A 22,847-nucleotide genomic window follows, 5' to 3' on the forward strand; every position below is an offset into this window, starting at 1 on the left:
CCCGTCAGTGGTGGTATTCGCCGCAGTTGACATCCAGACACTGACCGGTGATCGCCGACGCCATCGGTGAGGCCAGGAAGATCGCCGCGTCGGCGATGTCCTCGGAGGTGGGCAGTCGCTTCAGATCGCTCGCTGCCGCGGTGTGCTCGTAGATCTGGTCGACCGTCATGCCGTACTTCTCGGCCTGATGCTCGAAATAGCCGCGCAGGATCGGACCCCAGATATATCCGGGAGCTACGGAATTGACGCGGATCCCGTGCGGGCCGAGTTCTGTCGCGAGTGATTGTGATGCTGCGAGCAGCGCGGATTTTGCCAGTTTGTAACTGCCGTATCGCTCCTGAGAATGCCGCAACACCATCGAATTGATGTTGACCACAGAGCCTTTCGATGCACCTAGTGGGTCGGTGAACAACCGGGTCAGTCGCAGTGCACCGAGCACGGTGAGTTCGATGCTGTCGCGAATGTGTTGAAAATCGGTGCGCGCCAACGGTTTCATGGCGGGGATCGAGAACGCGTTGTTCACCAGGGTGTCGATCCGCCCGAACTCGCGTACGGCGACCTCGGCGAGGTGAGCGGCCGAGTCGTCGTCCGTGATGTCGGTGGGGACGGCGACCGCGCGACGTCCGAGTGCGGTGACCTCGGTCGCGACCTGTTCGAGCCGCTCCCGGGTGCGGGCGGCCAGAACGACGTCGGCGCCGTGCTCGGCGCACCGCACCGCGAGGGTGCGGCCGAGGCCGGGGCCGACACCCGAGATGACGACAACCCGATCGCGCAGGAGACCTGCTGCGGCGCTCACGCGAGCATCCGATCCGCCACACCGCTCTGACGTGCGGCGATGCGCAACGCCCAGTCGTCCGGCGTGATGCGGTTCGACTCGTGGAACGGCAGGAGTTCGGGGATGCTGTCGAACGCGACGACCTCGGCGAGCGGTCCCTCCCCGGGTTCGGGGTGACGGTCGAGGCGCTGCCAGCGGAACTGCAGGATGCCGCGGTCGTGATCGACGGTCTCGACCCAGTTGGTCACCCCCGGGTTACGGTTCGAGACGACGATCCGTACGTTCCCATCGGGATCGACCTGCGCCTGGGAGTTGTTGAGCGAGGTCTGATGTCCGGTGTAATCGAGGGAGACATACCAGAGGCTGCCGAGCTGAAATCCCAGGTAGGGGGCGTCCGATGCGGGCAGCGTGATCACCATCGCCTCGTCGTCGGAGAGCTCGAAACGACCGACCGACGAATACTGGGTATCGAGCCCGCCGGGAGTGCGACGCGGTTCGGTGAGGGTGTTGACCGGCAGATCCAGGTAGAACCACTGCGGGAACTGCAGCCACGTCTTCACGCGCGATACCAGAGCTCGGGCTGCGCGCTCGTATCGTCGTGTGACGTCGTCGCGGGTGGGCGCGGGCGCGGGTGTGCCCAGTGTGTCGAGCCGGTCGATGCGGAGCGACCCGCGGCGCTGGGTCCAATCGCTGTAGACCTCGCGGACAACGAGCTGCGACGAACCGGGGGAGAGGTGGACGTAGTTGCGGGCGGGATCCGCGGGGCCGGGTCCGAACCGGACCTCGAAGGTGCCGTCGTCGGCGATGGTGAGCGCGCGATCGTCGAACGCGGTCACATTGCCCGGCACGTTCGCGTCGGTGTAGTTGCCTGCCATCACCTGGAAGCTCAGGTCGCAGGTGGTGCCGCGACGGCCGGTGACGAGGTACTCGGCGTGGTCTCGCACTGCGGCGCCCCAGTACAGAGTGTCGGGATTGTCGAGACCCATCTTCGCGTAGGGGCCGGTGCCCGTGATGAACGTCGGGTGGGTGCTGCTGTGCACGAACGCAGCGTGTACGCACGCGGAGATTCCTCCGGCGAGGTACTCGTACCCTTCGGCCAAGTCCTGTTCGGTGCGGATGTGCGGTGCTGTGGCCACGAGCTTCTCGGCTTCGGCGATGGCCGCTGTCAGTGGATCGGTGAGCACACGGTTCTCCTGAACGTCCGAATGTGTACTGCTGGGGTGGGGCATCTTCCGAAGCCGACAATAGAACGTGTTCTAGTCAATGGTCAACGGTCGATCGTCCCGGCGTCGCTCGGTCGCGGGAGTGTCGCGGAGCCGGAACCGTGGTTTTGTTGAGTGCATGACCGACGACGCAGCCCTGGCCACCGAGATCGCCGCCGGCGCAGGAGAGCTGTTGCTCACCATCCGCGCGACCGAGCAGGACGAACTGTACGGGCGCGACCTCGGTCGCCGCGGAGACCACGCGGCGAATGCGTTCATCCTCGGGCGACTCGCCGCCGAACGACCCGGCGACGCGGTGCTGTCGGAAGAAGCCGCCGATGATCCGGGTCGTGTCCACGCCGAGCGGGTGTGGATCATCGACCCCCTCGACGGCTCGAAGGAATACGGCTGGCCCGGCCACGTCGATTGGGCGGTCCACGTCGCCTTGTGGCAGGCCGGACGAGGTCTCACCGACGGCGCCGTCGCCCAGCCCGCACTCGGCGCCGTGTATTCGACGAGGGATCACATCGCCGCGGCTGTACACGAACCCCTCGGCCGGTTACGGCCCAGCATCGTGGTCAGCGGTAGCAGGCCGCCCGCGTTCATCCGCGCCGTCGCGCGCGCTGTCGGCGCCGATCTCGTGCCGATGGGTTCCGCAGGGGCGAAGGCGATGGCCGTGGTGCGCGGCGAGGCCGACGCGTACGTGCATGCCGGGGGCCAGTGGGAATGGGATTCGGCCGCACCCGTCGCGGTCGCGCAGGCAGCGGGGATGTTCTGCGCGCGGATCGACGGCAGTCCACTCGAATACAACCGACCCCATCCGTACCTGCCGGATCTTGTGATCTGCCGTCCGGACTGGGCGCCGACGCTCATGGCGGCCGTATCCGAACACGCCGATACCCCCACCGACAGCGCGCGGGTGGCGATGGCGCGCTCCTACATTCACTCGCTGATCAGCCACGATGCGTCACACGTGCGGCTCGCAGAGGATGCGTGGCGGGTCGAGAACGGTCAGCGCACCGGCAACAGCGGCATCGAGATCCGCGACCGCCTCGAGAACGGTGCGGAGTACCGGGCGATTCGTCGCATACGGGACCTGACGTTCCGCGAGTGGCACCACGACGTCGTCGCGCGGTTCCTGCTGGACATCACGTCCGGTCCGAATGAGGTGACCACCGTGTCGGTTACAGAACACTTCGATATTCCGGCAGGTGACATCCGCTCGATCGTCGCGATCATCGAGCCCAATCCGCCAATCAGTTGAACCTTTGAGCTAGTTTCGAACGAGACGAATAGTGAGCAAGGCAATACAGATCAGAATCAGGCGGTGCCATGACAGCTTCACTCGATATCGGCGATGGAATTCACGCGATCTCCGTTCCCGTCGCGGACCTCCCGGTCGGCGACACTCAGGTCTACGCGGTGGAATCCCCGCGCGGCGTGGTCCTGATCGACGCCGGCTGGAACAACGACACGTCCTGGAAGGCACTGCAGCGGGGCCTCGCGACCGCAGGGCTGGCGGTGACCGACGTCGAAGGCGTCGTCGTCACCCACTTCCATCCCGACCATGTCGGCCTGACCGCCCGACTCCGGGAAGCCTCCGGATGCTGGGTGGGCATGCACGAATCCGACTTCGAGCAACTCGGCCACATGATGTCCGACCTGGACTGGACCGACCGCGCCGTCGAGCAGTGGCGTATCGCCGGGGCTCCGCCCGAACAGATCGAGGAGTACCTCGCCGACTCAGGGAAAGGCGAAGGCAAACCGGAGGCCGCGCCCGATCGGAAACTCACCGACGGCGAGGTCGTCCCGCTCACGGGACGCACGCTCCGCACCGTGTTCACCCCGGGCCACACCCCCGGCCACGCGTGTTTCTACATCGAGGAACACGAGATCCTGTTCAGCGGCGACCATGTGCTGGCCAAGACCACGCCGCACGTCGGTGAATTCGATTTCCCCGTCGCCGAACGCGATGCGCTCGGCGAGTTCCTCGCCTCACTCGACGCGGTCGGGAAGCTCCCCGCCAGACGCACTCTTCCCGCACACCGGCAACCCATCGACGACCTCGCAGGCAGGACAGCAGCGCTCATCCGACACCACGAAGAGCGACTCGACGACCTGTACAACTCACTCGGCGACGAAGGGCTCACGCTGTGGGAGGCGACGTCCCGCATGAAGTGGTACCGGCCGTGGGACGAGACGCCGGCGCGCGGTAAGCAGATGGCGATGTCGGAGGGATCCGCGCATCTGCGTCATCTCATCGAGCGCGGACGTGCCCGGCTGGTGCCCGGGAGTCGCCCGGCTCGATTCGTGCGCATCTGAAGACCTACCGCAACGCAATTCACCCCCGCTTCATGAACGAAGCGGGGGTGAAATGGTGCCCTCGGCAGGATTCGAACCTGCGACTTCTTGCTCCGGAGGCAAGCGCTCTATCCCCTGAGCTACGAGGGCAATCCGGGCCCGCCGGGTGACCAGCGGTGCGGGAGTCAGCCTAGCGCATTGTCGCCGCTACGCCACATCGGCTGGTCAGAGCCGGTTTACAGGCCTGGATCGGGTACTTCGGATCTCGATCAGTTCATCGGAAGCGGCTCGGCGCCGCGCTCGGCGAGCATCGACGTCATCAGTTGCGACTCGCTGGTCTGTGTGTCGACCATCTTCTGGGCAAGACCCCGCACGACCGATTCGCTCGCGTACTGGGCGCCGTATTCCATCATCGGCAGCCCACCCTCGTGGTGGCGCAGCATCAGCTGCAGGAACAACACATCCTGCTCGACACCGGTTGCGGCACGGAGGTTCGCGAGATCCTCGGAGGACGCCATCCCCGGCATCGTGGCCATTCCGTCGGCACCCGCCATCCCGTCGGATCCGTGGCCGTGGTCGTCGGATGTCCCCCCGTGCGAATGACCACTGTCGCCGCTCATCCACTCCATGTACGGGCCCGACGGCAGCGGAGGCTGCCCCCACATCGTGAGCCAGCCCTCCATCTGCCCGACCTGATTCTGCTGGGTCGTGAGAATGTCGTAGGCGAGGTTGCGCACGTACTGGTCCTGCGAGCTCGTCACCGCGATCGCCGACATCTCGATCGCCTGGTTGTGATGCACCGTCATGTCCTGGCAGAACCCGACATCGACGGAACCCGCCGTCGGATCCGCCGGCCTCGAGCCCTCGAGGGGGATCCGTGCCAGAAATCCGAGCAGGAAGCCGACTGCGAGGGCGATGACGGCGGCCAGCACCAGGACCGTCCTGCGGTGTCCGATGCCGGGTGTGTGATCGGCCGAGTCACGCGACAGATCGTCCGAGGCGCTCATCGTCAGCTCCCGGCCGGGACCTGCATGTCGGCGGGAACCTGCTCGGTGCCATCGACGGTGCCGCCGTCCATCGGCACTGCGTCGGGGCCCGGTGCGGACGCATCGAACGGAGGCGGATTCGCAGGATCGAACGACGCCGGCAGCGTCGAGCAGCTGGCACCGACCTCGGGGTAGGTGTACCGGTTCAGGCGCAATGCTTCGATGAAGTGGTCGATGCGCTCGTCATCGGCGCTGTCGACCTTGAGCTGATGGCCCCACGACTGCAACGAGATCGGCGCATCGAGCCCGGGGTACGGAGACATCGACATGTAGGTGCGTCCGTCGACCTTCGCCTCGAGCGTCTCGATCGCTGCGTCGTCGAGCAGATCGGGGTTGTACGCGATCCAGACTGCGCCGTGCTCGAGTGAATGGACCATGTTCTCGGTCCGCACGGCCTGGTCGTACACGGTTCCTGTGCACGTGGCCCAGATCGCGTCGTGCGGCCCGCCGAAAGGCGGACTCTGGTCGTAGGCGACCCGCTGTGTCGGGGCGACGTGCTGGCCCGCCGGATACTCGATCGTCACGACTCCGTCGATAGCGGTCGACGGATCCTGATTCTCTTCCGTCGGTGCCCACGCCGACAGTTCCTGCTGGTTCTGGTACCGCGGAATGATGCTGACCGCGATCACCGCGACCAGCGCGACGACGACGATGATGCCACCGATCGTCACCCACGGAATCTGACGCTGCTTCGGGAGGCCCTTGGCCCCGCCGCTGTTCTTCTTGGCGGCCTGGATGGCCTTCGACGATTTGGCGCCGGTGTTCTTCTTGCCGGAACTGCCGTTGCTCGGACCGCTGGGCATCGCTGGGTGCTCTTTCTACGGGTGGACAGGCGAACGTGCGCACCATCGGGTACGCACACATCGTCAACTCTACGGGCGCCGGGGGCGGGGGAGCGTCCGCGCCTTCACCCCCCAGCCAATAGGATGAACACCTGTGACTCCTGCCGATCTTGCCGAATTGCTCCACGGAACCGCTGCGAGGGTGCTCGCCGACCGTGACCTCGACGTGTCTGTACTGCCCGCAACCCTCACCGTCGAGCGACCCCGCAACCCCGAGCACGGCGACTACGCAACCAATGTCGCGATGCAGGTTGCCAAGAAGGTCGGGGTGAATCCTCGCGATCTCGCGACCTGGCTCGCCGAAGCGCTCACCGCCGCCGAGGGCATCGACTCTGCCGACGTCGCCGGCCCCGGTTTCCTCAACATCAGGCTCGCCGCCGACGCCCAGGGCGCTATCGTCGCCAAGGTGCTCGACGAACGCGACGCCTACGGCAACGCCGACACGCTCGCGGGCAGGAAGATCAACCTCGAATTCGTCTCCGCGAACCCGACCGGCCCCATTCACCTCGGTGGCACCCGGTGGGCGGCGGTCGGCGATGCGCTCGGCCGCATCCTCACCGCTCAGGGCGGGGAGGTCACCCGCGAGTACTACTTCAACGATCACGGCGCCCAGATCGATCGCTTCACCCGGTCGCTCATCGCCTCCGCGCTCGGACAGCCCGCCCCCGAGGACGGCTACGCCGGCGCGTACATCGTCGACATCGCGAAATCGGTCCAGGATCAGCGCCCCGACGCACTCGACCTGCCGGAGGACGAGCGGAACGAAGCGTTCCGGTCGATCGGCGTGGAGCTGATGTTCGAGCACATCAAACGCACTCTGCACGAGTTCGGCGTCGACTTCGACGTGTATTTCCACGAGAACTCGCTGTTCGAGTCCGGCGCCGTCGAAAAGTCGGTCGAGACGCTCAAGACCTCCGGCAATCTGTACTTCGAAGACGGTGCGTGGTGGCTCAAGAGCACCGACTACGGCGACGACAAGGATCGCGTCGTCATCAAGTCGGACGGCAACGCCGCCTACATCGCCGGCGACATCGCCTACTTCCAGAACAAGCGCTCACGCGGCTTCGACCTGTGCATCTACATGCTCGGTGCCGACCACCACGGCTACATCGCACGGCTGAAGGCCGCAGCCGCGGCCTTCGGTGACGATCCCGACACCGTCGAGGTCATGATCGGTCAGATGGTCAATCTCGTGCGCGACGGTCAGGCCGTGAAGATGAGCAAGCGCGCCGGCACGGTCATCACGCTCGACGATCTCGTCGAGGCCATCGGCGTCGACGCAGCCCGCTACTCGCTCGTGCGTTCGTCCGTGGACCAGAGCATCGACATCGATCTCGCACTGTGGGCTTCCGCCTCGAGCGAGAACCCCGTCTACTACGTGCAGTACGCGCATGCGCGGCTGTCGTCGATCGCGCGGAACGCCGCCGACCTCGGCCTCAGCGGGGAGGGCGCCGACCTCGCGCTGCTCACCCACGATCGTGAAGGCGACCTGATCCGTACCATCGGCGAACACCCGCGGGTCGTCGCGAAGGCCGCGGAGCTGCGCGAGCCACACCGGGTGGCGCGCTACCTCGAAGAACTCGCCGGCACCTATCACCGGTTCTACGACGCGTGCCGCATCCTGCCGCTGGGCGACGAAGAGCCCGGCGACCTGCACACTGCGCGTCTTGCCCTGTGCGCCGCCGCACGTCAGGTTCTCGCCAACGGACTCGGCCTCCTCGGCGTCAGCGCACCGGAGCGGATGTGAACGCGCATCCCGCGGGGCCGCGTCACGCCGAGATCCCGCACGCACCCGGCCTGCCGCAACGACCCGAGAACTCGGCAGAACTGAACGAGCTCCACCGACACGTGTGGCCACGCAACACCAGCCGCGGCGACGACGGCGTCACCCGCATCGCCGGTGTCTCTGTCACCGAACTCGCCGATACCTACGGCACACCGCTGTTCGTCGTCGACGAGGACGATTTCCGATCGCGGTGCCGCGAGATCGCCGAGGCCTTCGGCCCCGAAGCGCGGGTCCACTACGCGTCCAAGGCATTCCTGTGCACCGAGATCGCCCGGTGGGTGCACCAGGAAGGACTGTGCCTCGACGTCGCATCCGGGGGCGAACTCGCCGTGGCGCTGCGCGCCGGCTTCCCGGCACAGAAGATCGCGCTGCACGGCAACAACAAGTCCGTGGCCGAACTGCGGACCGCCGTCGAGGTCGGCGTCGGGCACATCGTGCTGGATTCGCTCGCCGAGATCGACCGCCTCGACGCCGTCGCCGGTGAGCTGGACGCTGTTCAGGACGTGCTCATCCGCGTCACCGTCGGTGTCGAAGCACATACTCACGAGTTCATCTCCACCGCGCACGAGGATCAGAAGTTCGGTCTCTCGCTGGCCGGCGGCCACGCGATGGACGCGGTGCGCCGAGTGTTCGCGGCCGACAACCTCCGCCTGGTCGGGCTGCACAGCCACATCGGGTCGCAGATCTTCGATGTCGACGGCTTCGAACTCGCTGCCCACCGCGTGATAGGGCTGTTGCGCGACATCGTCGCCGAATTCGGGGTCGACAAGACCTCGCAGCTGCACATCGTCGACCTCGGGGGCGGCCTCGGCATCTCGTACGTGCCGAGCGACGACCCCCCGCCGGTCACCGATCTCGCGGCAAAGCTCAACGACATCGTGCGCACCGAATCGGCTCTGGTCGGACTGCCCACACCTACCCTCGCGGTCGAACCCGGACGCGCCATCGCGGGCCCGGGCACCGTCACCCTCTACGAGGTGGGCACCATCAAGGACGTGACCGTCGGTGCCGGCCAGAGCCGTCGCTACATCAGCGTCGACGGCGGGATGAGCGACAACATCCGTACCTCGCTGTACCAGGCGGAGTACGAATCGCGCCTCGTGTCGCGGGTGAGCGAGGCCGAACCCGTCGTTGCACGGGTGGTCGGCAAGCACTGCGAGAGCGGTGACATCATCATTCGCGACGCCTGGATGCCCGCCGACATCGGCGCAGGAGATTTGCTGGCTGTCGCGGCGACCGGTGCATACTGCTACTCGATGTCCAGCAGGTACAACATGCTGACCCGTCCCGCTGTGGTGGCGGTCAAGGACGGCGTGTCGCGCGTCCTGCTGCGCAGGGAAACGATCGAAGATCTGCTGAGCTTGGAGGTTACGGAGTGACCAGCACAACGGTGGAAGGTGCATCCGGGCAGCGACCGCTCGGTGTCGCGGTTCTCGGCCACGGCACCGTGGGTGCCGAGGTCGTCAACATCATCCGGGAAGACGCACTCGATCTGCAGGAACGCATCGGTGCGCCTCTCGAACTGAGGGGCGTCGCGGTGCGCGACGCCTCGTCGGATCGTGGGATTCCCGCGGAACTCTTGACGACCGACGCGGAAGCGCTCGTCCGCCGCGACGACGTCGACCTCGTCGTCGAACTCATCGGGGGTATCGAACTGCCTCGCACGCTGGTGCGCGCCGCACTCGACGCCGGCAAGTCGGTTGTCACCGCGAACAAGGCGCTCCTCGCCGCCTACACCGGTGAACTGGCAGAGGCCGCAGAATCTCACAACGCCGACCTGTACTTCGAAGCCGCTGTCGCCGGCGCCATCCCGGTGATCCGCCCCCTGACCCAGTCGCTCGCAGGTGACCGCGTCGACCGGGTGATGGGCATCGTCAACGGCACGACGAACTACATCCTGTCAGCAATGGACGAGAGCGGTGCCGACTACGAGACGACACTGGCCGAAGCGGGTCGTCTCGGTTATGCAGAAGCCGATCCGACCGCCGACGTCGAAGGATTCGATGCGGCGGCGAAGGCAGCGATCCTCGCGTCCATCGCGTTCCACACCCGCGTGACCGCTTCCGACGTCTACCGCGAGGGCATGAGCTCGATCACCGCCGCCGACCTCACGTCTGCCCGTGCTCTCAACTGCACGATCAAGCTGCTCGCGATCTGCGAACGTATCTCCGGTCCCGACGGCCGTGACCGTGTCTCGGCGCGCGTGTATCCGGCCCTCGTGCCCCGTGAGCACCCCCTTGCGACCGTCGCCGGTGCGTTCAATGCCGTCGTCGTCGAAGCGCAGGCCGCCGGTCGGCTCATGTTCTACGGCCAGGGCGCCGGAGGGGCGCCCACCGCATCCGCCGTGATGGGTGATCTCGTCATGGCGGCGCGCAACCGCGTCCAGGGCGGCCGTGGTCCGCGCGAATCGAAGTACGCCAAGCTCGAGATCGCCCCGATGAGCGACATCGTCACCCGGTACTACGTGAACCTGCAGGTCGCCGACCGGGCCGGCGTCCTCTCCGCCGTCGCCGCCGAGTTCGCGACGCGGGGCGTCAGTATCTCCGCCGTGCGCCAGGAGGGTGCCGGCGACGGCGCTCGCCTGGTGGTGCTCACGCACCGAGCCACCGACCGGGCGCTGGCGGACACCGTAGCCGCGCTCGAGAATCTCGAATCCGTAACTGCTGTCACCAGCGTCCTGAGACTGGAGGGATCCGCCGAATGAGTGCGGTCGACAAGAACACCACCCCCGTGCACACCCCGTGGCCGGGCCTGATCGAGGCGTACCGCGGTCGTCTCCCGATCGGCGACGGCTGGAAGACGGTGACGCTGCGCGAGGGTGGTACGCCGCTGCTTCCAGCGGAACGGCTCTCCGAGCTCACCGGATGTGAAGTGCACATCAAGGTCGAAGGACTCAATCCCACGGGTTCGTTCAAGGACCGCGGGATGACCATGGCCGTCACCGAGGCGCTCGCGTCCGGCAAGCAGGCCGTGCTGTGCGCCTCCACGGGTAACACCTCTGCCTCTGCTGCCGCGTACGCGTCGAAGGCCGGTATCGGATGCGCCGTCCTCGTCCCGCAGGGCAAGATCGCCATGGGCAAGCTCGCCCAGGCCGTCATGCACGGCGCGAAGATCGTTCAGGTCGAAGGCAACTTCGACGACTGCCTCGAGCTTGCCCGTAAGACCACCTCGGAGTTCGACACCATCGGTCTCGTCAACTCGGTCAACCCTGTGCGTATCGAAGGTCAGAAGACCGCGGCGTTCGAGATCGTCGACGCACTCGGCGACGCACCGGACGTGCACGTACTGCCCGTCGGCAACGCCGGCAACATCACCGCCTACTGGAAGGGCTACTCCGAGTATTTCTCCGATGGGATGAGCACCCGTCGCCCGCGCATGCTCGGCGTTCAGGCGGCCGGCGCTGCCCCACTCGTCCTCGGCCACCCGGTCAACAATCCCGAGACGATCGCCACCGCGATCCGGATCGGCGCACCGGCTTCCTGGAATGGTGCCGTTGCGGCCAAGGAGGAGTCGAACGGTGCATTCCGTGCGGCCACCGACGAAGAGATCCTGGAGGCCTACCGCCTCCTCGCGAAGACCGAGTCGATCTTCGTCGAGCCTGCGTCGGCGGCGTCGATCGCGGGTCTGCTCGCGGCACGCAAGGAAGGCTGGCTCGAGCCGGGCCTGAAGATCGTGTGCACCGTCACCGGTAACGGGCTCAAGGACCCCGACACCGCGCTGCGTGACGTGCCCGTGGTCGAACCCATTCCGGTCGATCCCGTGGCCGTGGCATCGGCGCTCGAGTTGGCCTAGTGACCGCCTCGCCTTCCTCCGTTGGGAAACAGGACATGACGCAGACGTTGCCCGTAGGGGTCTCGGTGACAGCCCGGGTGCCGGCTTCGAGTGCCAACCTGGGACCCGGATTCGACACGCTCGGACTTGCGCTCGGGTTGTACGACGAGATCACCGTCACCACAACCGGTTCCGGCCTGGATGTGCGTGTCGAAGGGGAGGGTGCGCAGGAGGTGCCCTGGGGTCCGTCGCATCTGGTGGTACGCGCGGTCGAACGCGGACTCGAGGCTGCAGGCGTGTGGGCGGACGGGCTGGATGTCGTGTGCCGCAATGTGATTCCGCATTCTCGGGGCCTGGGTTCGTCGGCGTCCGCGGCAGTGGGAGGGCTAGCAGCCGCGAATGGTCTGGTGCGGAAGATCGCGCCCGAGCGCGTACTCGACTCCGCGCAGCTTGTGCAGCTGGCGTCGGAATTCGAGGGGCATCCCGACAATGCGTCTGCCAGCGTTCTGGGTGGTGCTGTCGTGTCGTGGAGCGAGGCCGAGGTCGACTCGGAGCGTCGCGCTTACCGGGCGGTGTCGCTGAGGGTGCACCCGTCGATCAGGGCCGTTGCGCTCGTTCCGTCCGTCCGGTCGTCGACAGCCCACACCCGTGGGCTGTTGCCGGACCTGGTGCCGCATCGTGACGCCGCGTTCAACGTCAGTCGTGCTGCACTCGCGGTCGTCGCGCTCACGGAGCGGCCCGATCTGCTGATGCAGGCAACCGAGGACCTGCTCCATCAGGCTCAGCGTGCTCCGGCACTGCCGCTGACGACCAAGTGGATCGCGATTCTTCGCGGCTCAGGAATCGCTGCCACCGTGTCGGGCGCTGGTCCTACGGTTCTCGCCTTGGCGACCGAGCCTATCCCCGCAGAACTCCGCGCAGCCGCGGAAGCGGACGATCTCACCGTGCTCGATCTCGCCATCGCCGACGGGGTTCAGGTCGACTGACCGTCACGCCTACGATCGCAACCGCAACGGCCGGCCCGAAATATCGGGCCGGCCGTTGTTGCGGTCGATGCCCTGCGGTCCTGTGCGGTCGGGGAGTGGCGCATCACACACGAACCTCGCGTCACACAGATTCTTGCCCTACGTGCAGAACGCCGCTATCCTGAGGAAGTCCGCACGTCGTGCGCTCGTGTCGCCGGGTTCTCCAGGACATTCACTCCAGCTCCATCGGGGCGTCCGATCCTGGGTCGATCCTCACCTGATCCCGATCCGGGGAATGGGACAAGACCGCACCTAACCGACATCGGTGAGGTGGCGGACGTGCCGACCGTTCGACTTCCGTGAACTCGTACGGCAAATCCCAGCTCAGTGGATGAAGCTGATCTGCGGAACGAACCCTCGACTCTGCATGAGTGGGCGAGGGAAGGAAAGGATCTCCGTGACAGATACGGACCTGATCGCTACACCAGCTTCCGACGATTCTGCACAGTCCTCGCGTGGAGCCCGTCGTGGCACCGGGCTTGCGGGCATGGTGCTCGTCGAGTTGAGGGCGCTCGCTGCCGAACTCGGCATCAAGGGCACGTCGGGAATGCGCAAGGGCGACCTCATCGCTGCGATCAAGGAAAAGCAGGGAAGCGGTGCTCAAAACGCTCCCGCTGGTGCTCAAAACGCTCCCGCTGGTGCTCAAAACGCTCCCGCTGGTGCCAAGAGCGCTCCCGCTACCAAGGCAAAGGCCGAGCCCGCCGAGGCTCCTGCCGACACTGCAGAAGAAGCACCGAGCCGCCCCGCGCGGACTCGCCGCACCCGCAGTGCCGAGGCAACCCCGGACGAATCCGCGCAGGCCGTGGCCCCCGTAGAGAAGGCTGCCCCCGCCGAGAAGTCGGCAGCGGCCGAGAAGCCCGCCGCGGATGCGCAGCCGTCCGACTCGGACGACGATGCACCCCGCCGGGGTCGGCAGCGTCGCGGTCGTCGCGGTGCGGATCAGCAGGACCAGAATCAGAAGGGCGAGACGCAGGCATCCGGCGACTCGCACACCGCCGATGCCGAGCGTGGTGGCGAGTCCCGTGATCGGTCGAACGACCGCGGGAAGTCCCAGGACCGCACCGATTCCGAAGGCGGTCGCCAGCGCGGCGATCGTAACCAGGGCGATCGCAACCAGGGCGACCGTAACCAGGGTGACCGTAACCGCGACGATCGCAACCAGGGCGACCGTAGCCGTGACGATCGTAGCCGTGACGATCGTAGCCAGGGCCCGCGTCAGGACAACCGCGACAATCGCGGAGACGACGACGAGGAAGGCGGCCGCGGTCGTCGGGGTCGTCGTTTCCGGGAACGTCGCCGTGGACGCGACCGCGGAGAATCCGGGGGCGGAGATTCGCGCGAACCCGAGATTCGGGAAGACGACGTCCTCCAGCCGGTCGCGGGCATCCTCGACGTGCTCGACAACTACGCGTTCGTGCGGACCTCCGGCTACCTCGCCGGCCCGAACGACGTGTACGTGTCGATGAACATGGTGCGCAAGAACGGCCTTCGCCGTGGCGACGCCATCACCGGTGCGGTGCGTGTTCCGCGCGAGGGTGAGCAGGCCAACCAGCGCCAGAAGTTCAACCCTCTGGTGCGGCTGGACACCGTCAATGGTGGTGAGGTCGACGCATCCAAGCGTCGCCCCGAGTTCAACAAGCTCACCCCGCTGTACCCGAATCAGCGCCTGCGCCTCGAGACGCAGCAGAACATCCTCACCACGCGTGTGATCGACCTGGTCATGCCGATCGGTAAGGGACAGCGCGCGCTCATCGTGTCGCCGCCGAAGGCCGGTAAGACCACCGTGCTGCAGGACATCGCCAACGCGATCGCCGTCAACAACCCCGAGTGCTACCTGATGGTGGTCCTGGTCGACGAGCGTCCAGAAGAGGTCACCGACATGCAGCGCTCGGTGAAGGGTGAGGTCATCGCCTCGACCTTCGACCGGCCGCCGTCAGACCACACCTCGGTTGCCGAGCTCGCGATCGAGCGTGCGAAGCGACTGGTCGAAATGGGACGCGACGTGGTGGTCCTGCTCGACTCGATCACCCGCCTCGGCCGCGCGTACAACAACTCGTCACCCGCATCGGGACGAATCCTCTCCGGTGGTGTCGACTCGACCGCGCTGTACCCGCCGAAGCGTTTTCTCGGCGCGGCGCGCAACATCGAGAACGGTGGGTCACTCACGATCATCGCGACCGCGATGGTCGAGACCGGCTCGACCGGTGACACGGTGATCTTCGAGGAGTTCAAGGGCACCGGCAACGCTGAGCTCAAGCTCGATCGCAAGATCGCCGAGCGTCGTGTGTTCCCCGCGGTGGACGTCAATCCGTCGGGTACGCGCAAGGACGAGCTCCTCATGAGCCCCGACGAGTTCGCAGTCGTGCACAAGCTGCGTCGCGTGCTGTCGGGTCTGGACTCGCACCAGGCGATCGATCTGCTGATCGACCGGCTCAAGAAGTCCAAGACGAACATCGAGTTCCTCATGCAGGTCGCGAAGACCGCACCGGGAGCACTGGAAGACTGACGTGGGGGCCCGGGAATTTTTCCCAGGCCCATACGTTTGGCACAATCGAACGGCTCAGTCCGGTTCCGGTTCACGTCTTCGATCGGCGAAGGCGACCCGGCGACCACGAAAGGGACACCATGAAGGCAGGAATCCACCCCAACTACCAGGTGACGACCGTCGTCTGCGGTTGCGGTAACACGTTCGAGACCCGCAGCACGTCCGAGTCCGGCCGTGTCAACGTCGAGGTGTGCTCCAACTGCCACCCGTTCTACACGGGCAAGCAGAAGATCCTCGACACCGGTGGACGCGTCGCGCGCTTCGAGGCTCGCTACGGCAAGCGCGCCCCGAAGAAGGCTGCGGCCGACAGCTAGCTGCAATGCCGACGCCCGGTTCTGTCCTCGTACAGGCCGGGCGTCGGCATTTTTTCGTTCCCGTCCGAGGAACGGATCCTGCAGAGAGCCCGATTCCTGCAGAACACAGCACTTTCACGACAAGAGCGGAGCGAACCCATGGCGGGGCAGACCAAGCCGTCGGCCATCGACGACATCCTGGCCGAGCACGCGGGTCTGGAGCAGCAGCTGTCCGACCCGTCGTTGCACGACGATCCGTCGGCTGCCCGTAAGGTGGGTAAGCGGTTCGCCGAGCTCGCGCCGATCATGGCGACCTACACGAAATTGACTGCGGCACGTGACGACCTCGAGGCCGCCCTCGAACTTGCCGCCGACGACTCGTCGTTCGCCGCCGAGGTTCCGGACCTCGAAGAGCGCGTTTCCGAGCTGGACAAGACACTCACCGACCTGCTCGCTCCGCGTGACCCCCACGACGGCGACGACGTGGTGCTCGAGGTCAAGTCCGGTGAGGGCGGCGAAGAGTCCGCGTTGTTCGCCGGGGATCTCGCCCGCATGTACACACGTTTCGCAGAGCGCGCCGGATGGCGTGTCGAAGTTCTCGGAGCCACCTACTCCGATCTCGGTGGCTACAAGGATGTGACCCTTTCGATCAAGTCCAAGACCGACGTGCGTGACGGCGTGTGGTCGCGGCTCAAGTTCGAAGGCGGCGTCCACCGAGTCCAGCGAGTCCCGGTGACGGAATCGCAGGGCCGTGTGCACACGTCGGCGGCGGGCGTGTTCATCTACCCTGAGCCCGACGAGGTCGAGGAAGTCCAGATCGACGAAACCGACCTGCGCATCGACGTCTACCGCTCGTCCGGTAAAGGCGGTCAGGGCGTCAACACCACCGACTCCGCTGTGCGCATCACCCACCTGCCCACGGGCATCGTCGTGACCTGCCAGAACGAACGCTCACAGCTGCAGAACAAGGCCCGCGCGATGCAGGTGCTCGCTGCGCGCCTTCAGGCGGCGGCAGAAGAGGCCGCAGAGGCCGAAGCATCGGCCGGCCGTGCCAGCCAGGTGCGCACCGTCGACCGCTCCGAGCGGATCCGCACCTACAACTTCCCGGAGAACCGGATCACCGATCACCGGATCGGGTTCAAGGCCCACAACCTCGATGCTGTCCTCGACGGTGAGATGGACGCGCTGCTCGAGGCCTTGGGCACCGCAGACAGGGAAGCCCGGCTCGCGGCAGAATGACCGCCCGAACCGGGCTTCACGAACGGTGGCCGAGGGCTGCTACTCGTCCTCGGGGATCTCCACTTCTCCCGGAACTTGGGCGATGTCGACGCCCGGGAGAAGGAAGCACTGCTCACCCGCTTCGTTCTCGTGCATACCCCAGATCGCAGCCAACACCGTTCCGGCCTCGGGTTCGGTCAATGCGGCGGGAGCTCCCCACAGACCCTCCGTCGATTCCAGAGTGGCCGTGCCGGTCACTCCGGTGTTGACGTTGATCCAGGACACCGTCCCGCCGCCGACACTCTGCTGGTTGACGACATAAAGGACTTCGTCACCCTCGACAGCGTCGTTCTCGGTGTGTGTCAACGACTGGGTCTCCGCGATTCCGGCAGGGCACAGTACCGGTATCGGCTGGAAGTCGATGGGTGCAGCCGCTCCGGTGCCGGTCCCTGCGAATGCTGCCGCACCGCCCACCGCGACCACTGCCGCGGCGCGGACAGCGCGTGATGTGTTCTTGTTCATGACACTCCTTTCGGTTTCCCCAACCTCCGGGACGTTATCGACGATGTGGTGTCGGATGTGGCGAAGTAGACCTATCCGTGTTCTGTTCGTGATCGCATGGGACCCTGTACTCGTGAGTCGTCAACCCCTGCGCCTGGCCATCATCGAAGCCGTATCGGTGCTCGAAGAAGCGGGTGTCCCGAGTCCCCGCGTGGACGCCGAGTTGCTCGCTGCTCACCTCCTCGGAATCGAACGCACCCGCCTCGGTCTGGTTCCTCTCGTCGACCCCGCGATGGTCGATGCATATCGGGCAATGATCGCGCAGCGGGCAAAACGGATCCCCCTCCAATACATCACCGGAACGTCGCCGATGGGAGCGATCGATCTCGCTGTCGGTCCCGGTGTGTTCGTCCCTCGTCCGGAGACCGAATTGCTACTCGGGTGGGCTCTGGCATTCCTCGAACAGTACGACAGGCGTAACCCCGTCGTGCTCGATCTGTGCACCGGATCCGGTGCCCTTGCCCTGGCGATCGCGAACGCTCGCCCCGATGCGGTGGTGCACGCCGTCGAACTCGAACCGAAGGCTCTCGCGTGGGCACGGCGCAATGCCGAGACCCGGGCGCGTGAAGGCGACACTCCCATCGTCCTGCATCAGGGTGATGTGACCGATCGAGGCCTGCTCGCGTCGCTCGAGGGCATCGTCGACGTCGTCGTGTCCAATCCGCCGTACATTCCGGAGGGCGCGGAACTCGATCCGGAGGTGATCGATCACGACCCGCACTCGGCGCTCTTCGGTGGGCCGGACGGACTCTCGGTGATCAAGCCGATGATCTCCAATGTCGCCCGGTGGTTGCGGATCGGGGGAGCGGTGGCCGTCGAACACGACGACACCAACGGTGGGCAGGTCGCAGCCCTGTTCTCCGGACGTCGGGTTTTCGGTGATGTGGCCGAGCATCCGGATCTGGCGGGCAAACCGCGGTTCGTCGTTGCGCGGCGAGTCCCGACGCAAAGGGAGGCGAGTCGTGCGAAGCCGGTACCGGCGGCCGAGTCCGACTGAACGCGCTCGGCGAACGGGGCCGATCTTCGGGGACCCGGACGCGAGTGGAAGGATGACGATGTGAGCACTGTGTACGACTGCAATCAGCCCGATTCGCGTTCCGTAGGCCTGAATGCTGCCCGGGGTTCGCTCAAAGCGGGTCGTCTCGTCGTCGTCCCGACCGACACGCTGTACGGTCTTGCGGCAGACGCATTCGACAGCTCCGCGGTCGCAGCACTGCTGCGTGCGAAGGGCCGCGGTCGTGACATGCCGGTCCCCGTTCTGGTGGGGTCGTGGACGACGATCGACGGGCTCGTCACCACGGTGCGTCCGGAAGCCCGCGAACTGATCCGGGCGTTCTGGCCGGGTGGGTTGAGTGTCGTGGTTCACGCTGCTCCGTCGCTGGCCTGGGATCTCGGCGACACCCGCGGAACCGTCATGCTCCGGATGCCGCTGCATCCCGTGATTCTCGAACTTCTCCGTGAGGTGGGGCCGCTCGCGGTCTCGAGTGCGAACGTGTCGGGGCAACCGCCCGCGACGACGGTCACCGAGGCGCGGGAGCAGCTCGGGGAGTCCGCATCCGTATACCTGGATGGGGGTCCGGCCGAGCACGGGGTTGCTTCGACCATCGTCGACCTGACCGGTAACCGGCCGCGCATCATCCGTGAAGGCGCCGTATCCGCCGAAGCCATCGCGGAGGTGCTGGGCGACGACGCCGAGCGTCTGCGCACCGGCGGGGAGTGACGGTGGAGGACGGGAGTTCGTGACTTCAGTCGACTCAGCGGCCGTGGTGCTCGCCCAATCCGGGCAGGGCGCAGGAGTGCCGATCCGGGAGTTGCTTCTCGTTCTCCTCACCGCGGCGGTGGTGACGTTCCTTTCCACCGGTCTCATCCGCATCCTCGCGACCAAGTTCGGGGCTGTCGCGAAGCCGCGCGACCGCGACGTGCACGTGACGCCCACGCCCCGAATGGGCGGTGTGGGCATCTATCTCGGTCTCGTCGTCGGAATCCTTTTCGCGCAACAACTTCCTGCCCTCACGCGCGGTTTCGAGTACACGCCCGACATGGGTGCGGCACTGGTGTCGGCGACGATCATCGTGCTCGTCGGGATCGTCGACGACAGGTGGGGTCTCGACGCGCTCACCAAATTCGTGGGACAGGTGACTGCGGCGGGCGTGCTCGCGGTGATGGGCGTCAGCTGGCTTGTCATCTACAATCCGTTCAGCGGTTCGACGCTTGTGCTCGACCAGCTGCAGGGCGCTCTGCTCACTGTTGCGGTGGCTGCCGTGACGATCAACGCGATGAACTTCGTCGACGGTCTCGACGGCCTCGCGGCCGGTCTGGGGCTGATAGCCGCAGTCGCGATCTGCATCTTCTCGGTGGGTCTGCTGCTCGATCAAGGCGGCGACGTCGCTGCGTATCCACCGGCGTTGATCGCCGCCGCGCTCGCGGGGGCCTGCCTGGGGTTCCTGCCCCATAATTTCCAACCCGCCCGGATCTTCATGGGCGACTCGGGATCGATGCTGATCGGCCTGATGCTCGCGGCCGTCTCGACCAGCGCGTCGGGCCGGATTCCGCTCAGCGCCTATGGTTCCCGCGATCTGCTCGGTCTGCTGTCGCCGCTGATCCTGGTGGGCGCGGTGACGTTCATTCCGATCCTCGACCTGCTTCTCGCCATCGTCCGTCGCACTCGCGCGGGTGTGAGCCCGTTCAGCCCGGACAAGATGCATCTCCATCACCGTCTGCTGCAGATCGGTCACTCCCACCGCAGGGTCGTGCTGCTGTTGTACTTGTGGGTCGGAGTTCTTGCGTTCGGTGCGGTGGGGTCTGCTCTGCTCGACCGGACGGCTGTCGTGCTCCTGACGGCTGGTGGACTGGTGTTCGCCCTGGTCGTCACTGCGGTGCCCTCGCTGCGTCATCATGACGGCGACGGCGGTGGCGGCGGCCGGACCGGTCGTCATAAACGCGTCCGTTAGGCTCGGTGATCGTGAGCTCTCCTGATCAGCACGATTCCGATCCGATCCTGCCCGCACTTCCCGACTCGTCGGCCCCTATGCGCGCAGCAGTCCGCTACGGCGTGCTGGGTCTGCTCGCACTCACCGTGATCGCGGCGGTGATCGGTTACCTCGTCGCAGGCCTTCCCGGAGTGTGGGGAGCCTTGATCGGAGCGGCCGTCGGTGGGGGATTCATCCTGTTCACTGCACTCGGAGTGCTCCTGACAGCGAAGCTTCCGGCGATCACTGCGGGCGCTGTCCTGCTCGGGACGTGGCTCCTGAAGCTCATTCTGGCGATCGTCGTGATGGTCCTGCTGAAGCCGCTCGATTTCTACAGCAAGGGCGCGCTGGTTCTCACGATCATCTTCGCGTTGATCATCGTGCTCGGAGCCGAGACCTACGGCGTGCTGTCGCAGCGTGCACTGTATGTCGAACCGCGTTCGTCCAGCGACGACGGAAACGGCGAGAACGACACGCAGTAGTAGATGCGTTTGTCAATTACTTCGCAGCGAGTGCCCCACCTACGCACTGTCGTAGAACAGTTGATAGTGTGAGCGCTACGCGAGTGGCACTGTGTGCACCTACTGGGTGAGCGCGAGCAGTTGTCACTTGGTAGGTGGCCGTGTTCAAATGGCCGCCGAGTCGACGAGAGTCGCCGACAACGGCAGAAGCGGAACCGAGTACTGCGGTTCGGAGCACTGGCGCACACGCGAGCCGACCTGGTCGACTTGTTGGATCGTCAATGTCCGATCGACCCGCAGACGGCAATGCCTGCGGCCGACTACGGGAGAGAGCGCTGAGCGTCACCACCTTGGCAGCCGGAGAATTCCACGCGCCGTCACTAGCTGATTTTTTCCCACCGGCAGTCCTGTTCGAAGGTACCCCCTTCGAGATGGACCGGCTGATGATCATCCGCGTCGCCATGGCAGTGATCGTTGCGCTGTTCTTCGTTCTGGCGATGCGCAGCCCGAAGATCGTGCCCCGCGGCGTTCAGAACGTCGCCGAGATCATGCTCGACTTCGTCCGGATCCACATCGCCGAGGACATCCTCGGTAAGGAACAAGGGCGACGATTCCTCCCGGTGATCGTCACCATCTTCTTCTTGGTGGTCGGGTTGAACCTGACAGCGGTCATCCCGTTCATCAATATCTCGTCGAATGCACGAATCGGTATGCCGATCGTCCTCGCCGCGCTCGCTTACATCGTGTTCAACTACGTGGGCATCAAGAAGTACGGATTCTTCCGTTACGTGAAGAGCAGCATCGTCGTTCCGAACTTGCCGCCGGCCCTTCATCTGCTGGTGGTCCCGATCGAGTTCGTCTCGACCTTCATCCTGAGGCCGTTCACCCTCACCATTCGTCTCATGGCCAACATGCTGGCCGGCCATATCATGCTCGTGCTGTTCTTCAGCGCCACACAGTTCTTCTTCTTCGATTCCGACGGATTGATGAAGGTGTTCGGCATCGGTTCCGTCATCGGCGGCATCGCGTTCACCTTCTTCGAACTCCTCGTGATCGTTCTGCAGGCCTACATCTTCGCGCTGCTCACCGCGGTGTACATCGACATGGCGCTGCACGCTGAAGAGCATTAGCTCGCCGATCAGCACGACCGACAGAAACACACAGACTGACTCGGTTGCCGACCCCCGGGGCCGAGCCACAAGAAAGGGAATGGAACACCAATGAGCGTTGCGCTTCAGGCAGCAGACGTCCTCGCCCAGCAGGAGACCACTTTCAGCGGTCTCGGTGCGGTCGGCTACGGCCTCGCCGCCATCGGCCCCGGCATCGGCATCGGCATCGTCGTCGGCAAGGCGATCGAGGGCATGGCCCGTCAGCCCGAGATGGCCGGACAGCTGCGCACCACGATGTTCCTCGGTATCGCATTCACCGAGGCCCTGGCCCTGATCGGCATCGTTGCCGGCTTCATCTTCTGATTCGACGACCACCATGGCTGACAGCATCCTGATTCTCGCGGCAGAGGAAGGGGAGATCCCCAATCCCCTCCTCCCCGCGACGTACGACATCGTCTGGTCGCTGGTCGCCCTGATCATCGTCGGTTTCGTCTTCTGGAAGTACGTACTTCCGATGTTCCAGAAGGTGCTCGACGAGCGTTCGGAGCTGATCGAAGGCGGCATCAAGAAGGCGGAGGAAGCCCAGGCAGAGGCGAAGGAGGCGCTCGAGCAGTACCGCGCTCAGCTCGCCGAAGCCCGCACCGAGGCCGCACAGATCCGTGAGGAGGCCCGCACTCAGGGCCAGCAGATCATCGCCGATATGAAGGTTCAGGCACAGGAGGAGAGCGACCGTATCGTCGCTGCCGGTCACAACCAGCTGCAGGCCCAGCGCCAGCAGATCGTGGCCGAACTCCGGAGCGACCTCGGTCGCAGCTCGGTGGATCTCGCCGAGAAGATCATCGGCGAGTCGCTCGCCGACGACGTCAAGCGTGCCGGATCGATCGATCGGTTCCTCAACGAACTCGACTCCCTCAGCGCTGACTCTGCATCCGGAAAGTGAGCA

At 65.6% G+C, this 22,847-nt stretch carries 22 protein-coding genes and 1 tRNA gene; 17 read left to right on the forward strand and 6 right to left on the reverse strand.

Going from position 1 to position 22,847, the window contains the following annotated elements; all coding sequences use genetic code 11:
* Positions 1-4: 4 nt before the first annotated feature.
* Positions 5-796 (reverse strand): SDR family oxidoreductase, encoded by a 792-nt coding sequence (locus Q7514_RS30830; protein ID WP_330137060.1) that lies wholly within the window; start codon positions 794-796, stop codon positions 5-7.
* Positions 793-1,959, reverse strand: coding sequence for a DUF1214 domain-containing protein (locus Q7514_RS30835; protein WP_330137061.1), 1,167 nt, complete (start codon positions 1,957-1,959; stop codon positions 793-795). Before Q7514_RS30835 ends, Q7514_RS30830 begins: the two co-directional genes overlap by 4 nt.
* Before the next feature lie 157 nt (positions 1,960-2,116).
* Between Q7514_RS30835 and Q7514_RS30840 the strand changes: the two genes are divergently transcribed.
* Together Q7514_RS30840 and Q7514_RS30845 are read left to right on the forward strand one after the other, a co-directional pair.
* Positions 2,117-3,241, forward strand: coding sequence for a 3'(2'),5'-bisphosphate nucleotidase CysQ (locus Q7514_RS30840; protein WP_330137062.1), 1,125 nt, complete (start codon positions 2,117-2,119; stop codon positions 3,239-3,241).
* 68 nt (positions 3,242-3,309) lie between these two features.
* Complete coding sequence (locus Q7514_RS30845; RefSeq protein ID WP_330137063.1) at positions 3,310-4,299, forward strand: MBL fold metallo-hydrolase; 990 nt, start codon at positions 3,310-3,312, stop codon at positions 4,297-4,299.
* Between the two features lie 53 nt (positions 4,300-4,352).
* Here Q7514_RS30845 and Q7514_RS30850 read toward each other — a convergent pair.
* The 3 genes from Q7514_RS30850 to Q7514_RS30860 form a co-directional block, all read right to left on the reverse strand.
* Positions 4,353-4,428: transfer RNA gene (locus Q7514_RS30850), tRNA-Arg, on the reverse strand.
* A gap of 119 nt (positions 4,429-4,547) precedes the next feature.
* Positions 4,548-5,285: a DUF305 domain-containing protein gene (locus tag Q7514_RS30855; protein WP_330137064.1), complete on the reverse strand. Its 738-nt coding sequence runs from the start codon at positions 5,283-5,285 to the stop codon at positions 4,548-4,550.
* 2 nt (positions 5,286-5,287) lie between these two features.
* Positions 5,288-6,127: a DUF3105 domain-containing protein gene (locus Q7514_RS30860; protein WP_330137065.1), complete on the reverse strand. Its 840-nt coding sequence runs from the start codon at positions 6,125-6,127 to the stop codon at positions 5,288-5,290.
* Positions 6,128-6,260: 133 nt separating this feature from the next.
* Between Q7514_RS30860 and argS the strand changes: the two genes are divergently transcribed.
* The 8 genes from argS to prfA all read left to right on the forward strand — a co-directional run bounded on the left by argS (position 6,261) and on the right by prfA (position 16,825).
* Positions 6,261-7,913, forward strand: coding sequence for an arginine--tRNA ligase (gene argS, locus Q7514_RS30865; RefSeq protein ID WP_330137066.1), 1,653 nt, complete (start codon positions 6,261-6,263; stop codon positions 7,911-7,913).
* Positions 7,910-9,331: a diaminopimelate decarboxylase gene (lysA, locus tag Q7514_RS30870; RefSeq protein ID WP_330137067.1), complete on the forward strand. Its 1,422-nt coding sequence runs from the start codon at positions 7,910-7,912 to the stop codon at positions 9,329-9,331. The genes argS and lysA overlap by 4 nt, the downstream gene beginning before the upstream one ends.
* Positions 9,328-10,656 carry a homoserine dehydrogenase gene (locus Q7514_RS30875; RefSeq protein ID WP_408016219.1) on the forward strand — a complete coding sequence of 443 codons (1,329 nt, stop codon included), beginning with the start codon at positions 9,328-9,330 and terminating at the stop codon, positions 10,654-10,656. The genes lysA and Q7514_RS30875 overlap by 4 nt, the downstream gene beginning before the upstream one ends.
* Positions 10,653-11,744: a threonine synthase gene (gene thrC, locus Q7514_RS30880; protein ID WP_330137068.1), complete on the forward strand. Its 1,092-nt coding sequence runs from the start codon at positions 10,653-10,655 to the stop codon at positions 11,742-11,744. The genes Q7514_RS30875 and thrC overlap by 4 nt, the downstream gene beginning before the upstream one ends.
* A gap of 35 nt (positions 11,745-11,779) precedes the next feature.
* Positions 11,780-12,709: a homoserine kinase gene (thrB, locus tag Q7514_RS30885; protein WP_330137069.1), complete on the forward strand. Its 930-nt coding sequence runs from the start codon at positions 11,780-11,782 to the stop codon at positions 12,707-12,709.
* Between the two features lie 436 nt (positions 12,710-13,145).
* Positions 13,146-15,254: a transcription termination factor Rho gene (gene rho, locus Q7514_RS30890; RefSeq protein ID WP_330137070.1), complete on the forward strand. Its 2,109-nt coding sequence runs from the start codon at positions 13,146-13,148 to the stop codon at positions 15,252-15,254.
* Positions 15,255-15,373: 119 nt separating this feature from the next.
* Positions 15,374-15,607 carry a 50S ribosomal protein L31 gene (gene rpmE, locus Q7514_RS30895; protein WP_054715760.1) on the forward strand — a complete coding sequence of 78 codons (234 nt, stop codon included), beginning with the start codon at positions 15,374-15,376 and terminating at the stop codon, positions 15,605-15,607.
* Positions 15,608-15,745: 138 nt separating this feature from the next.
* Positions 15,746-16,825, forward strand: coding sequence for a peptide chain release factor 1 (gene prfA / locus Q7514_RS30900; protein ID WP_330137071.1), 1,080 nt, complete (start codon positions 15,746-15,748; stop codon positions 16,823-16,825).
* Positions 16,826-16,864: 39 nt separating this feature from the next.
* On the opposite strand, the gene Q7514_RS30905 is transcribed toward prfA, so the two are convergent.
* Positions 16,865-17,326, reverse strand: coding sequence for a hypothetical protein (locus tag Q7514_RS30905; RefSeq protein WP_330137072.1), 462 nt, complete (start codon positions 17,324-17,326; stop codon positions 16,865-16,867).
* A 112-nt stretch (positions 17,327-17,438) separates the two neighbouring features.
* Here Q7514_RS30905 and prmC point away from each other — a divergent pair, with 112 nt between their 5' ends.
* From prmC to Q7514_RS30940, 7 genes are all read left to right on the forward strand, one after another.
* Positions 17,439-18,362, forward strand: a complete 924-nt coding sequence (gene prmC, locus Q7514_RS30910; protein WP_330137073.1) for a peptide chain release factor N(5)-glutamine methyltransferase — start codon at positions 17,439-17,441, stop codon at positions 18,360-18,362.
* Between the two features lie 60 nt (positions 18,363-18,422).
* On the forward strand, positions 18,423-19,085 hold the full coding sequence (locus tag Q7514_RS30915) for an L-threonylcarbamoyladenylate synthase (RefSeq protein WP_330137074.1): 663 nt from the start codon (positions 18,423-18,425) through the stop codon (positions 19,083-19,085).
* 19 nt (positions 19,086-19,104) lie between these two features.
* Positions 19,105-20,316: an MraY family glycosyltransferase gene (locus Q7514_RS30920; RefSeq protein WP_132471124.1), complete on the forward strand. Its 1,212-nt coding sequence runs from the start codon at positions 19,105-19,107 to the stop codon at positions 20,314-20,316.
* Positions 20,317-20,393: 77 nt separating this feature from the next.
* Positions 20,394-20,816, forward strand: a complete 423-nt coding sequence (locus Q7514_RS30925; protein ID WP_408016220.1) for a hypothetical protein — start codon at positions 20,394-20,396, stop codon at positions 20,814-20,816.
* 260 nt (positions 20,817-21,076) lie between these two features.
* Positions 21,077-21,925: a F0F1 ATP synthase subunit A gene (atpB, locus tag Q7514_RS30930; RefSeq protein ID WP_330137076.1), complete on the forward strand. Its 849-nt coding sequence runs from the start codon at positions 21,077-21,079 to the stop codon at positions 21,923-21,925.
* Positions 21,926-22,015: 90 nt separating this feature from the next.
* On the forward strand, positions 22,016-22,267 hold the full coding sequence (locus Q7514_RS30935; RefSeq protein WP_054715748.1) for an ATP synthase F0 subunit C: 252 nt from the start codon (positions 22,016-22,018) through the stop codon (positions 22,265-22,267).
* Positions 22,268-22,280: 13 nt separating this feature from the next.
* Entirely contained in the window at positions 22,281-22,844 is a 564-nt protein-coding gene (locus Q7514_RS30940) for a F0F1 ATP synthase subunit B (RefSeq protein WP_132471123.1), read from the forward strand.
* The last annotated feature ends 3 nt before the right edge of the window (positions 22,845-22,847 follow it).

Source organism: Rhodococcus artemisiae, from assembly GCF_036327795.1.
Taxonomy (GTDB): domain Bacteria; phylum Actinomycetota; class Actinomycetes; order Mycobacteriales; family Mycobacteriaceae; genus Rhodococcus; species Rhodococcus artemisiae.

Bases quoted from the DNA above. Each gene is read 5' to 3' on its own strand.
- Q7514_RS30845 (WP_330137063.1), top strand. From the start codon at position 3,310: ATGACAGCTTCACTCGATATCGGCGATGGAATTCACGCGATCTCCGTT.
- Q7514_RS30925 (WP_408016220.1), top strand. From the start codon at position 20,394: ATGCGCGCAGCAGTCCGCTACGGCGTGCTGGGTCTGCTCGCACTCACC.
- thrC (WP_330137068.1), top strand. From the start codon at position 10,653: ATGAGTGCGGTCGACAAGAACACCACCCCCGTGCACACCCCGTGGCCG.
- rpmE (WP_054715760.1), top strand. From the start codon at position 15,374: ATGAAGGCAGGAATCCACCCCAACTACCAGGTGACGACCGTCGTCTGC.
- Q7514_RS30905 (WP_330137072.1), bottom strand. From the start codon at position 17,326: ATGAACAAGAACACATCACGCGCTGTCCGCGCCGCGGCAGTGGTCGCG.
- Q7514_RS30860 (WP_330137065.1), bottom strand. From the start codon at position 6,127: ATGCCCAGCGGTCCGAGCAACGGCAGTTCCGGCAAGAAGAACACCGGC.
- thrB (WP_330137069.1), top strand. From the start codon at position 11,780: ATGACGCAGACGTTGCCCGTAGGGGTCTCGGTGACAGCCCGGGTGCCG.
- Q7514_RS30935 (WP_054715748.1), top strand. From the start codon at position 22,016: ATGAGCGTTGCGCTTCAGGCAGCAGACGTCCTCGCCCAGCAGGAGACC.
- Q7514_RS30855 (WP_330137064.1), bottom strand. From the start codon at position 5,285: ATGAGCGCCTCGGACGATCTGTCGCGTGACTCGGCCGATCACACACCC.
- atpB (WP_330137076.1), top strand. From the start codon at position 21,077: ATGTCCGATCGACCCGCAGACGGCAATGCCTGCGGCCGACTACGGGAG.
- Q7514_RS30940 (WP_132471123.1), top strand. From the start codon at position 22,281: ATGGCTGACAGCATCCTGATTCTCGCGGCAGAGGAAGGGGAGATCCCC.
- prfA (WP_330137071.1), top strand. From the start codon at position 15,746: ATGGCGGGGCAGACCAAGCCGTCGGCCATCGACGACATCCTGGCCGAG.
- Q7514_RS30840 (WP_330137062.1), top strand. From the start codon at position 2,117: ATGACCGACGACGCAGCCCTGGCCACCGAGATCGCCGCCGGCGCAGGA.